The 16,055-nt window shown below is 38.1% G+C and carries 16 protein-coding genes; 14 read left to right on the top strand and 2 right to left on the bottom strand.

Annotated features, from left to right (window positions below):
- Positions 1-228 precede the first annotated feature (228 nt).
- Complete coding sequence (locus tag HMPREF3032_RS06640; RefSeq protein WP_062403282.1) at positions 229-1,923, bottom strand: DUF438 domain-containing protein; 1,695 nt, start codon at positions 1,921-1,923, stop codon at positions 229-231.
- A gap of 386 nt (positions 1,924-2,309) precedes the next feature.
- Here HMPREF3032_RS06640 and HMPREF3032_RS06635 point away from each other — a divergent pair, with 386 nt between their 5' ends.
- Positions 2,310-2,909, top strand: a complete 600-nt coding sequence (locus HMPREF3032_RS06635; RefSeq protein ID WP_062403279.1) for a type IV toxin-antitoxin system AbiEi family antitoxin domain-containing protein — start codon at positions 2,310-2,312, stop codon at positions 2,907-2,909.
- Between the two features lie 38 nt (positions 2,910-2,947).
- Here the strand turns inward: HMPREF3032_RS06635 and rarD are convergent, their stop codons facing one another.
- Positions 2,948-3,823, bottom strand: coding sequence for an EamA family transporter RarD (rarD, locus tag HMPREF3032_RS06630; protein ID WP_062403276.1), 876 nt, complete (start codon positions 3,821-3,823; stop codon positions 2,948-2,950).
- Between the two features lie 264 nt (positions 3,824-4,087).
- Between rarD and HMPREF3032_RS06625 the strand changes: the two genes are divergently transcribed.
- The 13 genes from HMPREF3032_RS06625 (at position 4,088) to HMPREF3032_RS06565 (ending at position 16,043) form a co-directional block, all read left to right on the top strand.
- Positions 4,088-4,534, top strand: a complete 447-nt coding sequence (locus HMPREF3032_RS06625; protein ID WP_240633651.1) for an ABC transporter ATP-binding protein — start codon at positions 4,088-4,090, stop codon at positions 4,532-4,534.
- Between the two features lie 25 nt (positions 4,535-4,559).
- Positions 4,560-5,174, top strand: coding sequence for a MotA/TolQ/ExbB proton channel family protein (locus tag HMPREF3032_RS06620; protein WP_062403273.1), 615 nt, complete (start codon positions 4,560-4,562; stop codon positions 5,172-5,174).
- Positions 5,164-5,568 carry an ExbD/TolR family protein gene (locus HMPREF3032_RS06615; protein WP_062403271.1) on the top strand — a complete coding sequence of 135 codons (405 nt, stop codon included), beginning with the start codon at positions 5,164-5,166 and terminating at the stop codon, positions 5,566-5,568. Before HMPREF3032_RS06620 ends, HMPREF3032_RS06615 begins: the two co-directional genes overlap by 11 nt.
- A gap of 9 nt (positions 5,569-5,577) precedes the next feature.
- Complete coding sequence (locus HMPREF3032_RS06610) at positions 5,578-6,294, top strand: energy transducer TonB (protein ID WP_062403268.1); 717 nt, start codon at positions 5,578-5,580, stop codon at positions 6,292-6,294.
- A 221-nt stretch (positions 6,295-6,515) separates the two neighbouring features.
- Positions 6,516-7,838 carry an MFS transporter gene (locus tag HMPREF3032_RS06605; protein ID WP_062403265.1) on the top strand — a complete coding sequence of 441 codons (1,323 nt, stop codon included), beginning with the start codon at positions 6,516-6,518 and terminating at the stop codon, positions 7,836-7,838.
- A 408-nt stretch (positions 7,839-8,246) separates the two neighbouring features.
- The gene (locus HMPREF3032_RS06600; protein WP_062403261.1) at positions 8,247-9,470 is read left to right on the top strand and encodes an ATP-binding protein; all 1,224 of its coding nucleotides are present in this window, start codon (positions 8,247-8,249) and stop codon (positions 9,468-9,470) included.
- Positions 9,471-9,637: 167 nt separating this feature from the next.
- Positions 9,638-11,011, top strand: coding sequence for a bifunctional UDP-N-acetylglucosamine diphosphorylase/glucosamine-1-phosphate N-acetyltransferase GlmU (glmU, locus tag HMPREF3032_RS06595; RefSeq protein WP_062403258.1), 1,374 nt, complete (start codon positions 9,638-9,640; stop codon positions 11,009-11,011).
- Between the two features lie 115 nt (positions 11,012-11,126).
- Positions 11,127-12,080, top strand: a complete 954-nt coding sequence (locus HMPREF3032_RS06590) for a ribose-phosphate diphosphokinase (protein WP_009372162.1) — start codon at positions 11,127-11,129, stop codon at positions 12,078-12,080.
- A 1-nt stretch (position 12,081) separates the two neighbouring features.
- Positions 12,082-12,660 carry an aminoacyl-tRNA hydrolase gene (pth, locus tag HMPREF3032_RS06585; protein ID WP_009372201.1) on the top strand — a complete coding sequence of 193 codons (579 nt, stop codon included), beginning with the start codon at positions 12,082-12,084 and terminating at the stop codon, positions 12,658-12,660.
- A 258-nt stretch (positions 12,661-12,918) separates the two neighbouring features.
- Complete coding sequence (locus tag HMPREF3032_RS06580; RefSeq protein ID WP_009372189.1) at positions 12,919-13,107, top strand: hypothetical protein; 189 nt, start codon at positions 12,919-12,921, stop codon at positions 13,105-13,107.
- A 320-nt stretch (positions 13,108-13,427) separates the two neighbouring features.
- Complete coding sequence (locus HMPREF3032_RS06575) at positions 13,428-13,625, top strand: hypothetical protein (protein ID WP_009372177.1); 198 nt, start codon at positions 13,428-13,430, stop codon at positions 13,623-13,625.
- Positions 13,626-13,879: 254 nt separating this feature from the next.
- Positions 13,880-15,352 carry an aminotransferase class I/II-fold pyridoxal phosphate-dependent enzyme gene (locus HMPREF3032_RS06570; RefSeq protein WP_062403255.1) on the top strand — a complete coding sequence of 491 codons (1,473 nt, stop codon included), beginning with the start codon at positions 13,880-13,882 and terminating at the stop codon, positions 15,350-15,352.
- Between the two features lie 10 nt (positions 15,353-15,362).
- A complete protein-coding gene (locus HMPREF3032_RS06565; RefSeq protein ID WP_062403252.1) occupies positions 15,363-16,043 on the top strand; it encodes a dTMP kinase in 681 nt (226 codons plus the stop codon).
- Positions 16,044-16,055: the final 12 nt, after the last annotated feature.

The following is a 16,055-nucleotide window of genomic DNA, read 5'->3' as shown; positions in this document are numbered from 1 at the left end:
GTGTCTGTCTTTTTAACATGTATATAATACATGGTTCATTCGGCGAACTGCACAGTGGTATATGAAAAGAATAGACATAAGAATACAATGGGCTGTAACAAAATAGCCTACCAATAAAATAGAGGAAAGTTGAACAAACAGCATCAACTTTCCTCTACTTTTATATTTTTAATAAGTGGGGCTGTAGCAACATGTAAAAATGTATAGGTTGTTACAGTCCTCAATATCCTATTGGTTCTTATACTTGAAAGCTAAAATAGCTTGGATTAATGCATCTAATGTCATCTCACCGCGTTCTGCTACCATGGATAAAGTAGCTTTATGTTTCATTAATTTAGCGAGTGGAGAATTTAGCATTTTAAAGTTTGGATTGATATGAATCATATGATCTTTTAGACCAGGGATTATATCAAATAGAGGGAATAGTTTAGTATCGCCTGTTAAACCTAGATCATTTTCATAGACCGTAGATTGTGATGTGTTTTCTGGCACCGTGCCTTGTTCAGTTGAGTTAGTTGTATTATCTTCTTGGCGTACATGCTTGTAATCGATGTGGTCTACGGCATGGTACGCAGAATTAGCACCTTCCCAAATTAGTTCTTTCCGAGAACCGCTTAAGCTACGAATATGCGTACAATCTTGAACCATTTCTAAAATGCCTTTGAACTGGCCTTGTTCATTGCGCACTGCGATGTATTCGATGTGGATGAATAGGTCCGGCTTGTTAATCCACATTTCAGCGTAATCTTGTCTGCCAGCTTTGAAAGAATCGATAATTTCTTGTACTAAAGGTAGACTTTTCTTTGGATGGCAGTTTTGTACGATGCGACCGATGATATTAGAACTGCGAGGGAAGATACGGTGCTTTGTATCATTATAGAAACGAACCAAGTCGTTTTCATCGACAAAGGTAATATCTACAGGTAAGAATTTAAAGATTAATTTAATTTGTTCAATCGTTAAGGCCCCCACAGCTAGGTCATGCGTTTGTTCAGGGCTTCCGTTAATGCCATACTTGCCCACTAATTGTGCTAACTCTTGTAAAAGAGCGGTAGGGTTACCAGTACCACCTAATTGGGTGTTTTCATGATTTTCCACATCAGCGTGATTATGTTGTGTTGTTACATGTCCCACATTTGCAGATGCCTCTCCAAGGTTCTTAGGTTCTGCATCAGGACGGCCTTTATAAAATGGAGGAGGGGCGATGAAAGCAAATCCAATTTCATGATCGCCTTGGCTCATAGTGATGAAGTCACTGTCTTGTAATAACTTCCATGCTGTTGGGATTAGTACTTCTTTTTCTTTGTTATTGAGGTCACGGATAATATCGATGACGTCTGCTTGTTTAGCTAAAAATTCAGATTCCTTCCCGGATTCTAGTAGTTGTTTACTTTCAGAGATAGCATCACGAACAGCATCGTCGAAGGTCCACATGATTTTTGTCGGACGATCGAAACCGTAACGCTCTAAGACTGGATATAATTGATTTTGTTTGCGGGCTAAATGGGTGCGCCAAGTGGTGAGGGCATCGTATACGCCAAGCCAAGGATTCAGAATGAAGTGAGGTGCTTGTAACAAAGCTTCCATTTCCGTCAACTGTTGTTCCATGGCATTGATTTCATTGAGGTACACTGTTAATGGATGGTGTTCAGGATATTCATTGTTCGCACGGATTAAAATGCCATCGAATAATTCTAATAAGTCATCCATACGATGGGTGATTTCTTCGTCTGTGTAAGACCCTTTTAATTGTTGCTCGCCATAAGCAAATTCATCAGGTGTACAAGTGCCGATTTTTTCTTTCAATAACGTACGAGCTGTTTCTAAATCTAAGGTGCCACCGAGAAAGCGGTCTTTAATATCGATCATAACTTCCATTCTGTCATTGCCTGTAAGCCCAAGAGCTTGTTTCATTGTGTCCATGTGCGAGTCCTTTCTGTGTTTACTATTAGTATAATCATTATTATGGTATCATCATTTGCAGATACTTTTTGACTGAAAGTTGCTGAAAGAATACAGACATTGCTACAAATATAGATACCATAGGTCTAGCGTAATAAAGTATAGGGAGCGTACTCTCAGGGGAGTTAATTCCTTTTATGTGTTTAGTATACAGTAAATAAAAATAATTTTCAGTTGCTAGGGATACAGAATTATAAAAGTTTTGCAAGAAAGAGAATGATTGTATAAGAAGTTTAGAATGTGATTTTTAGTGATAAAATCTGTTGCAAATAAGAATATAAATAATTAATGATTTGACTATTGTTCTTATAAGATATAAAATTTAAGAATAAAAAGGTGGTGGATATATGGGGAAAAAAGAAAGATTATTGAAAACAATAGAAGATAATTGTGGAGTGATTACAACAAAAGAAGTTTTAGAGTTAGGGTTTCATAAAGATACGATAAAAGCATTAGTGCTAGATAATACATTGGAAAAAGTAGCGACAGGATTATATGCATTTCCTCATGAGAATATTGACGAGTATTTATATTTCTCACATCGTATAAGAAAAGGGGCTTTTTCACATGAGACAGCTGCTTATTTACATGGGTTGACGACCAAAATACCTAATAATTTTGTTATGACTGTTATGGTTGGAGATAATGTTAGTCGAGTATCGAAGGTAAAAGACAATATTAACTTTAAATATGTAAATAAGGATCAGTTTAGTGTTGGGAAAGTAGAACAATTGAGCCCTTTTGGGCATCTTATCATAACATATGATAAGGAAAGAACGGTACTTGACATAATTCGTGATAAAAAGCGAGTTGATGCACAAGTTTTCAGAGAAGTAATACGTTCATATTTTTTTAGTAACGATATAAATTTATTAAAACTGTCTAAATATGCAGTAGAACTAGATATGGAAGATGAATTGAGACAATATACGGAGGTCATGCTATAAAAATAGCCTGCGCAAATGATGCACAGGCTGTTTTGTATTTATTTAGTGTAATTGGATGCTGTATAGATTCCAAGGGCTACCCAAATGAAAGAAAAGGCAATCATTTTATTGGTATCGAAGCTTTCACCGAAATAGAAGATGGCAATAAGTAAAGCGATGGTGGGCGATAGGTATTGCAGAAATCCTAACAGGTTTAAGGGTAATAATCGCGCTCCATAGGTAAATAAAACGAGTGGTGCCGAGGTGGTTAGACCAGAGATTACGAATAGTGCAGCTGTATAAGAATCATTTTGAAATGCTGTCCAAGAACTAGCGTCGATATACGTCGTGTATGCTAGTGCTAAAGGGGCTACAAGCCAAGCTTCAAAAGCGATGCTTGTAAAAGGATGAATCAATAGTTTTTTCTTCACTAGGCCGTAAAGACCAAAGGTTAAGGCAATGGCAAGTGCTAAATCAGGGGTGCTTCCCATTTGTAGAGAAATGAAGATGATGCCGATGGTAGCTAAGCCTACACTACACCACTGCGGAAATGTTAGCTTTTCTTTAAATACCAATACCCCTAATACTACATTTAGTAACGGATTGATGTAATAGCCAAAGCTAGTATCCATAACGCGGTTATTGGAGATAGCCCAGATGTATAAGCCCCAATTACTAGATACGAAGATAGAAGCTAGAAATAGTAGACCCAATTGAGATATATTCTGTCTTAAATGCAGGCAATCTTTCTTAAATTGTTTGTAATTCAGTCCGATAGCCACAAAGGACATAAAGAGGGCAGACCATATAATGCGGTGTGCCAGTACGCTATAGGCTGATATATGGTGGAGAAGACCCCAGTAGATGGGTAAAAGTCCCCAAATAAAATAGCAACTTAAAGCGGTGATGAGACCTTTTTTATTGGTTTGTTGCATAGATACCTCCTTTAGTGTATTCAGTTATCATAGTACCACAGATTACATACATGTTCTATAGGAAAATAATACGTATCATAGAAAACTGATACTATCACAAAAATAATAAGTTAAGATAATATAGAGTGACTTAAATATGAAATTTAGTTATATTTGAAAAATATATTGTAAAATGAAGATTCTATGAAGTATAATTATAAACAGCATGTTATTATGTATTGAAAGCAATACATATATATTAATTCGTATGGGCGTACGAAATTTTTGGAGGTATATCCAGAGGACTATACTATAGCTAGACAAGCCTTAGCACAGGTGGGGATGGACCATATGGAAACACGGAATTTCTTGAGCCTTTCAGGGGGAGAGCAACAGCGTGTGATTTTGGCCAGAGCCTTAACACAAGAAAGCCCATGTTTGATTTTGGATGAACCAACGAATCATTTGGATATCAAGTACCAATTGGAAATGTTGGAAATCGTTCGTGATGCTGGGGTAACTGTATTGATGGCTGTTCATGATTTAAACTTGGCATCCCAATTCTGTCATCGTTTAGTAGCCTTGGAAAAAGGACGAGTGGTTGGCACAGGGACGCCAAAAGAGTTGTTGACACCAGAGTTTATTCAAAATCTATATGGTGTACATAGTCGCATCGTAGAAGGTCCGACAGAAGATTCTATTCATATTATTTTTACGGAAACAGTGAAATAAGTATTTATGTATAAGGAGGTATCACATGGAATTATTTGAATTATTTATTAAGGGTGGATATGTAATGTATCCATTGTTACTCTGTTCTTTTATTGCGGTGATTATTTTCGTTGAGCGCTTGCGTTTCTATCGCTCTATGTTAGATGATGTAAATGCATTGCGTGAAAAGATTATCCCACTAGTACAACAAAGCAACTGGAAGGGCTTACAAGCTTTAAAAGAAACAAGCAAAGGTATGGCTACCCATGTCATTGCAGAAGCAGCTCGTGGTGGCAACAACAAAGAGCAACAAGAAAAATTGTTGGAAGCAGCAGCCATTAGTGAATCTGCAAAATTACGTCAATATTTAAACTACATCGAATCTATCGTAACAATGGCTCCTTTGTTGGGTTTGTTGGGTACAGTAACAGGCATGATTGGTTCTTTCAGCGTATTATCTATTTCTGAAGGACAACCATTTGCCATTACTGGCGGTGTAGGGGAAGCCTTGATTGCTACAGCCACAGGCTTGATCGTGGCAATTATTGCTTTAATTTTACATACATACTTAGTGCAACAACAAGATATTTTGATTAGCCAAATCGAAGATGCAAGTGCTATGTATATGGCGGAATTGGCAGGTGACAACCATGCGGCTTAGATCCTTACGGACTACGTCTAAACCGAAACTCATGATTATTCCAATGATTGATATCATCTTCTTTCTATTGGTATTCTTCATGATGAGTATGTTGACGATGGTCGTACAAAAATCTGTGCCAATTCAATTACCACAAGCAGTGGCATCGAAAGTGGACTTGCAACGTAAAATTCCAATTACCGTAACTAGCAATGGACAAATTTATGTGGAAGCGCAACCGGTGACGCTTGATCAAATGATTCGTTACTTGCAAGCTGAAAAAGCGAAGGGCGATGACATGGTCGTTATCTTGCGTGGTGATGCGAAAGCTGAATATGGCGCATTTGTTACTGTCTTAGACACATTGAAACAAATGGGTATTGTTAAAGTATCCATTGCGACAGATAGTAAATAAGGAGGTACTATGGATAGACGATGGCGTATACCCGCAGTGATATCCGGACTGACAAATATAGGTCTTGTAGTACTTCTAGGCGTATTGGGTCATATCCAAACACCGACACCAGAATCGGATGAAATTGTAGAGGTGCAGTTGGTTCATGAGGACAAAGGTAGTGCAGGGCAACCGAGTGCAGGACCAGCGATTACAGCACCCCATACTGAAAAACGTGAAATTCCACCACCGATTACGAATCTAGCTGACGCAGAAGCAATTTTAGAACAAGTGAAAGTGGAAGCCCCTAAAAATGTAGCGATTGTAGCACCGCCATCAGCACTTCCAGAAAATCCTGGAGGCAGTGGAGAAGGTACGGGACCTAGCAATGGAAATGGTGATAGTAACGGAGATGGCGACGGCCAAGGCGCTGGAGATGGTAACGGGGGAGGCGGCAACGATGATGGAGTGATTGTCGATGCTGGTAGTTTATCTCTGGTCAATGATGTAGAAGCACCGTACCCTCCTAAAATGCTCCGCCAAGGTAAAACAGGCACTGTACTTGTTCAATTAGTGGTAGAAAAAGATGGATCGGTTAGCTCCGTAGATATTATCGGCGGTAGCGGACAACCTGAATTTGAAAGAGCCGTTATGCAAGTAGCATATCAGTGGACTTTCGTACCAGCCACTAGAAACGGACGACCAGTTCGGGCCTATGCAACGAGAACCTATCGGTTTGCGTTGTAAAATTAAATAGATACGTTTATGCGTTACCATAAATGATGTACATAGCGCCATATGCTTCTGACTACGTGTAGTTAGAATTGTATGGCGTTTTGTGTTCCTAACAGAAAGGTATATAGGTTTTCGTAAGAAAAGGTGAGGCTCTTTTAGAAATAAACTACTAGCCTATCAATTGAAAAAGGTATATACTATGCCATGATATACAATGTAAAGGAGGCGTTAGTATGGAAGTTGTTAGTCAAGAGGTAAAAAGTCGTTTTTTACGCTTGCAAATGAATTCTTTGATTGGTGTATGGATTGGATATGCAGCCTATTACTTAGTGCGTAGTAATTTTAATTTAGCGTTGCCTTATTTATCTGGTGAGCTAGATTTAAGTAAAACGCAATTAGGTTTATTATCTAGCTGCTTATTGATTACATATGGACTTAGCAAAGGGTTTATGTCTGTGTTGGCAGATAAAGCAAATCCGAAGTATTTTATGGCTATCGGTTTGACTTTATGCGTCATTTTAAATGTATTGATGGGATTCACCACACATTATTCCTTATTTATCGGACTCGTTATTTTATTAGGTTTATTCCAAGGGATGGGTGTTGGACCTTCAATTATTACGGTAGGCTATTGGTTCCCTAGATCTCAGCGGGGGCGTGCTAGTACGATTTGGAATATGTCCCACAATTTAGGCGGTGGCATTGTAGCACCTATCGTGGGTGTAGCGATTGGCTATTTAGGAACAGAGCATTGGCGAATCGGTACATTTGCAGTACCAGCTATCTTGGCCGCTATTTGTGTCTTATTAGTCTTGTATTTTGTTCGTAAGCGCCCAACCGAAGAAGGATTGCCAACTGTGGAGGAAGTATTCCAAGAGGAAGCAGCAGGACAAAAATCTGCTAAAATGGCAGCGGACAAACCAGAGAATATGAATGCATTCCAGGTGTTTTACAACTTTGTATTTAAAAATCCAAACTCTTGGTATTTGGTATTAATCGACGTATTCGTATACATGGTACGCTTTGGCATGATTACCTGGATTCCTTTATACCTACTGAAAGTAAAAGGTTTTACGAAAACAGAGATGAGTGTAGCGTACATGTTGTTTGAATGGGCTGCTATTCCATCTACTATCTTGGCAGGCTACCTAGTAGACAAATACTTCAAAGGTCGCATTATGCAATTACCAATCTATTGCTTGGTGGTTATCTTTGCTTGTGTCATTGGGTATATGAACTCTGATAGTATTTTGTGGGCCACTGTATTTGCTTGTATTACAGGCTGCTTGATTTACATTCCACAATCTATGATTCCAGTACAGGCAATGGAAGTCATTCCAACCTTTGCCTTAGGATCTGCCGTGGGCTTGCGTGGTTTTATGAGTTACCTTGTGGGTAGTTCCTTAGGAACAACACTCTTTGGTTTCGTTGTAGACCATTGGGGCTGGGACATGGGTTTCTACACATTGCTAGTGGGTGTAGTCCTTTGTATGTTCTCTTGCTACTTATCTAATAGAGGGGTACAAAAAATCTATGCGGCTGCTGATAAAGTATAAACAAATATTTCAATGCTAATAAAAGAATAGATACTAGTAGGATGCGCTAGTGAAAGTTACGAAGGAAAGCCTAAAAGTAGGCTTTCCTTTTTCGTATAAAACAATATTCAATGAAAAAGATAGAATTTATTTAAATGAATTTGTCATAGAAACCATAAAAATGATAAAATGTAATGAGATATTGCATTACATTACATAAAATAAGGTTAATTTATGTAAAAATGTTATTAGATCCATAAAAATAGTGAAATAAATAAAAAACTACATTCTATTACATAAAATGATAAAATCCTGTAAAAATATGTTATGGAATATATAAAATGACTGCAAGAATATATTGTCGAATCCATAAAATATAAAAGTTAAACGAAATTTGCAATAAAATCCATAATACAAAGGAGGGAACATATGAAGTTAATTGAACGTAAACAGTATTTAGACTTTCTGCGTAATCATCGGTACACGGATGCGATTATTGTTGTATCTGGTATCCGTCGTTGTGGTAAGTCAACGCTCTTTCAATTGTATAAGGAAGAGCTGTTGGCTCAAGATGTTCAGCCAGAGCGGATTATAAGTATTAACTTTGAAGATTTAGAGTATGAACATTTACAAGAGTATCGTACATTGTACGAATATATTTTAGAACGGCTTATACCGAATCAAGAGATGTATATATTTCTTGATGAAATACAACACGTACCTAATTTTGAAAAAGTGGTGGACAGTTTGTACATCAAAGATAAGGTGAAGGTATACATCACTGGATCTAATGCGTATTTTATGTCTTCTGAAATGGCCACATTATTATCGGGACGCTATGTACAGCTAGATATGTTGCCACTTTCATTCAAAGAATTTTGTGAGGCTCATGGAAACGATGAGCACCAATTATTAGAGGAATTGTATCAAAAATATATTCAATATAGTTCCTTCCCGGGCACTTTAACGTTAGGGGATAATCTGCCGATGATACTAGATTATTTACAGGGCATATTTAACACCATTGTGTTGAAAGACATTATTACTCGCAGTAAAATTGGAGACCCTCAATTATTGGAAAGTGTGGCTAGATATTTGTTCGCTAATATTGGAAGTCTTATCAATCCTACCAAGATTAAGAACTCCCTAATCAGTGCAGGGCGTAAAGTGGATGGTAGAACTATTGAACGTTATCTGAGTGGGCTAAAAGATGCGTTGTTAATGTATCAAGTCAATAGATATGATGTACGAGGAAAAGAAGTATTACAACTGAATGCAAAATATTACGTAGCGGATGTAGCGTTAAAACAATTCTTGTTACCCAATCGTGGTGAGGATACAGGACATATATTAGAAAATATCGTATTTTTAGAGCTCATACGTAGAGGGTACAAGGTCTATGTAGGTCATCTACAAAAAGGTGAGATAGATTTTATTGCCCAAAAACATGGTATCATAGAATATTACCAAGTAAGTCAAAGTGTACTAGATCCTCATACGTTAGAACGAGAACTTAAACCGTTAGAACAAATACAAGATCATTATCCTAAGTTCCTATTAACCTTCGATGTGATTAATAAGAATGCAAGCTATAATGGGATTCAACAGAGAAATGTATTAGAATGGTTATTAGACCACTCCATCGTAAGATAACAAGGGTAGATAACCGTTTAGGGAGATGCCAATGTATAATATCCTAGTGTGTATCATAATCACATGTTAGGCGATACATACTATAATTAACAGTCGAAAAATCTCCCACAATATGGTATGCTAATTTATATATGATTATTATTCAATAACAATAAAGGTGGATGCATATGAGTGAATTAGTTGGTTTGATTTTAGCGGCCGGTAAAGGGACGCGCATGAAATCTAAACTTCCAAAGGTATTGCACAAAGTAGCTGGTAAAGCTATGGTGGAACGTGTCTTAGAAGCGTCTCAATCTGTAGGGGCGAAGCGCAATGTGGTTATCGTTGGTTTTGGTGGCGATGATGTGAAAGCCTATTTAGGTGACCGTGCGGAATACGTCACACAATTAGAGCAAAAAGGTACAGGTCATGCGGTACAACAAGCAGAATCTGTATTGGGTAACCATGAAGGTCTCATCTTGTTGTTGTGTGGCGATACACCATTGGTAACGCAACAAACATTGGAACAATTGTTGGCACATCATACAGAAACAGGGGCAGCAGCTACAGTATTAACGGCGTATATGGATAACCCATATGGCTATGGACGTATCATTCGCAATGATGCCAAGTCTGTTGAACGCATCGTAGAAGAAAAAGATGGCAAACTAGATGAATTAAAAGTGCATGAAGTGAATACAGGTATGTACATTTTTGATTCTAAAGAATTATGGCCTTGTTTAGAACAATTGTCAGATGACAATGCACAAGGTGAGCTATACATTACAGACGTGGTGAGCATCCTTGTACGAGCTGGCAAAACGGTAAGTGCATATATGACTATGGATAGTGATGAGTCCTTAGGGGTAAACAGCCGTTTGCAGTTGGCACAAGCAGAGTTAATTTTGCGCAATCGCACCAACTTAGCGCTCATGGAAGCTGGCGTGACTCTAGTGGACCCTCATAGTACATACATTGCTCCAGAAGTGGTGGTTGGACCAGATACCATTATTTATCCGAATACAACGCTAGAAGGCAATACGGTGGTAGGAACAAATAATATATTGGGGCCAAATACACGCTTGTCCAACGTAACAGTAGGAGATAATAACCATATCCATGATTCCTATGCACATGATTGCGAAATCAAGAACGATACGGTGATTGGTCCATTTGTTCATTTGCGTCCAGATACAGTATTGTCTGATAAAGTGAAAATTGGTAACTTTGTAGAAGTTAAAAATAGCGTGGTAGGGGTAGGTACCAAACTTCCTCACTTATCTTACATCGGTGATAGTGATGTAGGATCTAAAGTTAATATTGGTTGCGGAACTATCACGGTGAACTATGATGGTAAAAAGAAACATCGAACTATCATTGAGGATGGCGTATTTGTGGGCTGTAACTCTAATTTAGTAGCGCCTGTAACGATTGGTAGTGAAAGTTATGTGGCTGCAGGTTCCACTATAACGAAGAATGTGCCAAACCGTGGATTAGCATTCGGACGGGCTCGCCAAGTGGTCAAAGAGAACTGGGTAACAGATGATACTTTCAAGAAATAACAATGTGTAAAAAAAATGATAAAATAGTTTACACAAAATTGAGAAAATGAAGTACAATATACATAGAGCCTTTGTGCATCAAATTGTAAGTCAATTGTTTTAGAGGAGTAATGACATGACATTAGAAGATGGTAAACGACTCAAAATTTTTACAGGTAATGCAAATCCAGCATTAGCCAAAGAAATTTGTGATTATTTGGACCTTCCAATAGGAGAAGCCTTTGTAGGTCGCTTCAATAATGGTGAAGTACAAGTCATGATTGATGAAAGTGTACGTGGTAAAGACGTATTTATCGTACAACCAACTAGCTATCCAGTGAATGATAATGTAGTTGAGTTGTTCATCATGGCAGATGCTTTGAAACGTGCATCAGCTCGTCATATCACAGCCGTTGTACCATATTATGGATATGCTCGCCAAGATAGAAAAACTCGTGGTAGAGAACCAATTACAGCAAAATTAATGGCAGACTTATTACAAACTGCTGGTGTTACTCGCCTTGTAACTGTAGATCTTCATGCAGGTCAAATTCAAGGGTTCTTTGATGTGCCAGTAGACCATTTAATGGGGGCTTCCATTATTGCAAACTATATTAATGAAAAGAAAATGGAAGATGTCATCGTTGTATCTCCAGACCTTGGTGGTGTAACGCGTGCCCGCGATTTAGCGGACCGTATTGGTGCACCAATTGCAATTATCGAGAAAAAACGTCCACAACCAGGTGTTGCGAAAGTAATGAACTTAATTGGTGATGTACAAGGTAAAAACTGTATCATTATTGACGATATTGTAGATACAGCAGGATCGCTTGTAGAAGGGGCGAAAGCATTACAAGAATTTGGCGCTAAATCTGTAACCGCTTGTGTGACACATGCAGTATTAACAGATCCAGCTTGCGAACGTATTGCTAACTCCAACATTAAAGAGTTAATTGTAACAAATACAATTGATATTCCAGAAGAACGTCGATTACCTAATATTACAGTACTGTCCGTAGCTCCTTTATTGGGAGATGCGATTTTACGTATTTTCCGAGAAGAGTCTGTAAGCTCTTTGTTTGATAAATAAGATGAAGTTAATAGTTGGACTTGGAAATCCAGGTAGGGACTATGAGGGAACTCGTCATAATATCGGATTCATGGTAGTGGATGCTATTGCTGATGGCGTGAGTCATACACCATGGAGAGAAGATTATAAAGCGGAACTCTGTTCATGCACGATAGCGGGCGAAAAAGTATTGTTGGTAAAACCGCAAACATTTATGAACCTTAGTGGTGAGTCTGTAGGTCCTTTAATGCGATATTATAAGCTTACACCTGAGGATGTTTATGTTATATATGATGATATGGACTTACCAGTTGGGAAGATTAGAATTCGACCAAATGGAAGTGCAGGTGGACACAATGGGATCAAGTCTATGATTAGTCATTTAGGAACGGACGGTTTTCCACATTTTCGTTTTGGCATTGGTCGACCTTTGCCGGAGTGGACCGTGGTAGATCATGTATTATCACGATTTCCAGAAGAACAACAGGATACAGTAAAGAAGGGCGTTAAGGCTATGATGAAAGCTGTTCTTGGTTGTGTAGAAGTAGGTATCGATAAAGGAATGAATCTATATAATCCTAAAAAAGGACGGCCTCGTTAAAAAAATCAGAAACAACCAAAATAGAGCATTTGCTCTATTTTGGCTTTTCTTTTGCATATACTGTGTATATGAAAGTGATTTTGATTAATCCTTGCATGACTTTTGAATTGATGAAGGAATTCAATCAAATAAATTCACTATATATGTTTTTTCATCTTGAAATTATGAAAATAAAAGTATATACTAAATCTAGAGCAGTATAATTAGTATTTAATGTGAATCGTCTTTATTTTTACTTATTGTGAGGGAGGCATTATCATGAAAGGTAATAATTGGGGCGGCAAGCGGGCTGGTGCAGGTCGCAAAAAATCCTTATTTGAACGTAAAGGACGTACATTTCGTTTGACTGATGCTGAATTTTTAGAAGTTAAACCATTAGTGGACGCAGTACGACGTCGTACTGAAGAAGCAATGTTGGCTACATTAGCATCTAAAAGTAGAAAATAATTGTATGTTCAATACTATCGGTTTTAATTAGCGTAAACGCTTTTGATTACAAGTTAGTATGGAAAATCGGCCCCTTTTGGGGGTCGATTTTTTTAATATATTTTATTCTATAGAATAAGCTTGACAATATCGAAAAAAATCGTTATAATATTAATTAACATAGCAATATAGTCTGATGCTAGTTAAGATATGTATACAAATGGATGCTTATTGTAAACATTCTTATGACGGACTATTAGCTATGGTGGTTAAACCCGACCACGGAAGGATCCAATTTTGGAAATGAATTCAAATAATTACTACACAAATGGAGGTTAGCAATGAGCTTAATTAAAAGTTTATCCAACCGCTTGTCTGTGCTAGGATATAGTGGTTACGAAATTTCACAAATTATCAATAGTGCAACGGGCGGTCAAGACATCAATGCTTTGACTAGTCAAGATTTACACCAAGTGGCAAATACAATGGAACACTATGTGCAAGCAGGTTCCCAATACGTTGCGGAATATAGTAAATAATCAAAAACTGTTACAGTTTGTAAGAAATTACAAATTGTAACAGTTTTTTGTTTCTTAAAAAGCTAGAAGATAGTATATTACATATAAACTTTATAATCATGCAGTGTATAATATCCTTATGTAATATGGTGGAAATCTACAATTAGATGGTGATAGAATACCTTGAATCGATGTACAGAGTAAGGTAGAATACTAAATAGAGTATGTAGATCTATAAATTTAATAATATTGTAAAAGAATCAATAGTTAAATATATGAAACAAAGATTAAATCAAAATCGACTTCCTTTTGTGGAGTCTTTAGAACAATATAAAAAACAACATATGGTGCCTTTTCATACGCCTGGGCACAAGATTGGTAAGGGAGCTCCTGCATTACTCACAGAGTGGATGGGAAAGGCCTTACCCTATGATTTAGGTGTAATGTATGCCATCGATGATTATCATGAGCCAGAGCGTGAACTGCTAGAAGCACAACAACTGGCAGCACAGGCCTTTGGAGCCGATCATACATGGTTTTCTATTAATGGAACATCTGGTGCGATTCAAATGATGATAATGAGTGCAGTGAAAGAAGGAGAATCCATCATCATTCCTAGAGAAGCTCACTGTTCTGTTCATAATAGCTTAGTATTAAGTGGAGCTAAACCTATCTATATGAAAGGGCGCTTTCATCCGCGCTGGGGTATACCAGTAGGGGTCACAGCGGAGGAGGCCATCGCTACGATGGATGCACACCCAGAGGCAAAGGCTATATTGCTAGTGCATCCTAATTATTATGGCGTGGGCATAGATGCAAAACGAATTGCAGAGGTAGCTCATGAAAGACATATGCTAGTGTTAGTGGATGAGGCTCATGGACCACATCTTGTGCCATCTTTAGGAATGCCAGTGCCAGCTTTAACGAGTGGAGCAGACTTAGTCGCTCAAAGTACACATAAGTTATTAGGGTCTTTAACACAGACCTCGATGCTCCATGGACAGGGGTCTCGTATTGATGTAGACCGTATTCAACGATTACAACAAATCTTGATGAGCACTAGTCCGAATTATATTTTCTTAGCATCTTTGGATATGGCGCGCCATCAATGGGTTACAGAGAGACAGTCTCTTATGAAAGATACATTGCACTTAGCTCGTACTTTGCGAAGGGCTCTAAATGAGATTCCTGGTATTGCTTGTCCTAGTGTTGAGGACATAGAAGGTGCTTTCAGTTTAGATGAAACTAAGATTATTATCGATGCAAAGGATCTTGGACTGACAGCACAAGAGTTAGAACGAGAGTTGCGAGCACGTCATATTGAAGTGGAACTCATGAAAGCTTACCATGTCTTGTTATTGATTACCATAGGTGATACGGATACATCTATACAACAGGTCATAGATGCAGTGCAAGATATTTCGGATCTATATAGACACAGGATTGAAAGTATTACTAACTCTATTGATTCTTATGCAAGTACAGTAGAAACATTGCCTACACCAATCGTGGCACTTTCACCGCGGCAAGCATTTTATACAGAGATGGAAGAAATCCCTTTACCAGAAGCCCTAGGGCGAATTAGTGGGGAAACTATAACGTATTATCCACCGGGAATTCCTTGCCTAGGTGTAGGTGAGACTATAACGGAAGAAGTATTGGCATATATGAAACAGAAACAATGTGATGGGTATGTACCGAATGGTGCCAAGAACCGCAATCTAGATACAATCATTGTTTGTAAATAAGGAGATTCATATGGGACAATTAATTATTATTGAAGGCGGCGACGGCAGTGGTAAGGCCACGCAGACGGCAAAATTATTGGAACGACTAAAAGCAGAAGGATACCCAGTACGGTCTGTAAGTTTTCCTAATTACGATAGTCCAGCAGCAGAACCAATTAAAATGTACTTGCGAGGAGACTTTGGAAAAGAGGCGAACTCAGTGAATGCCTATGTGGCTAGTACGCTCTATGCCATAGACCGATTTGCATCGTATCGTCAAGATTGGCAACGCTTTTACGAAGAAGGTGGCATCATTATTGCCGATCGGTATACTACATCGAATATGGTGCATCAAATGATAAAGTACACTGATAAAAAAGAACGAAATACGTTTTTACAATGGCTTGACCAATTAGAGTACGATTTATATGGGTTGCCAAGACCAGATGCGGTTATCTTATTGGATATGCCTTTGTCTTTGTCAAAATTCCTGTTAGCAGAACGCACAGGCAAAACAGGTGGCAATACGGGTGATATACATGAAAAGGATGCCTCTCATTTGACGGCGGTTCATGATGCTTATGATATGTTGGTGAATACCTATGATTGGCACCGTGTGCACTGCGAGAATGAAAGCAATCAGTTACGCACTATTGATGACATTCATGAGGAAGTGTATAGTATTGCAAAACAATATATATGTAAAGGCTAGTCCCTAGCTAAT

Origin of the sequence: Veillonella sp. DNF00869 (assembly GCF_001553345.1) — a bacterium.
Taxonomy (GTDB): Bacteria; Bacillota; Negativicutes; order Veillonellales; family Veillonellaceae; genus F0422.
The sequence above is the reverse complement of the archived record's forward strand: the minus strand, read 5'-3'. Positions and strand labels throughout refer to the sequence as shown.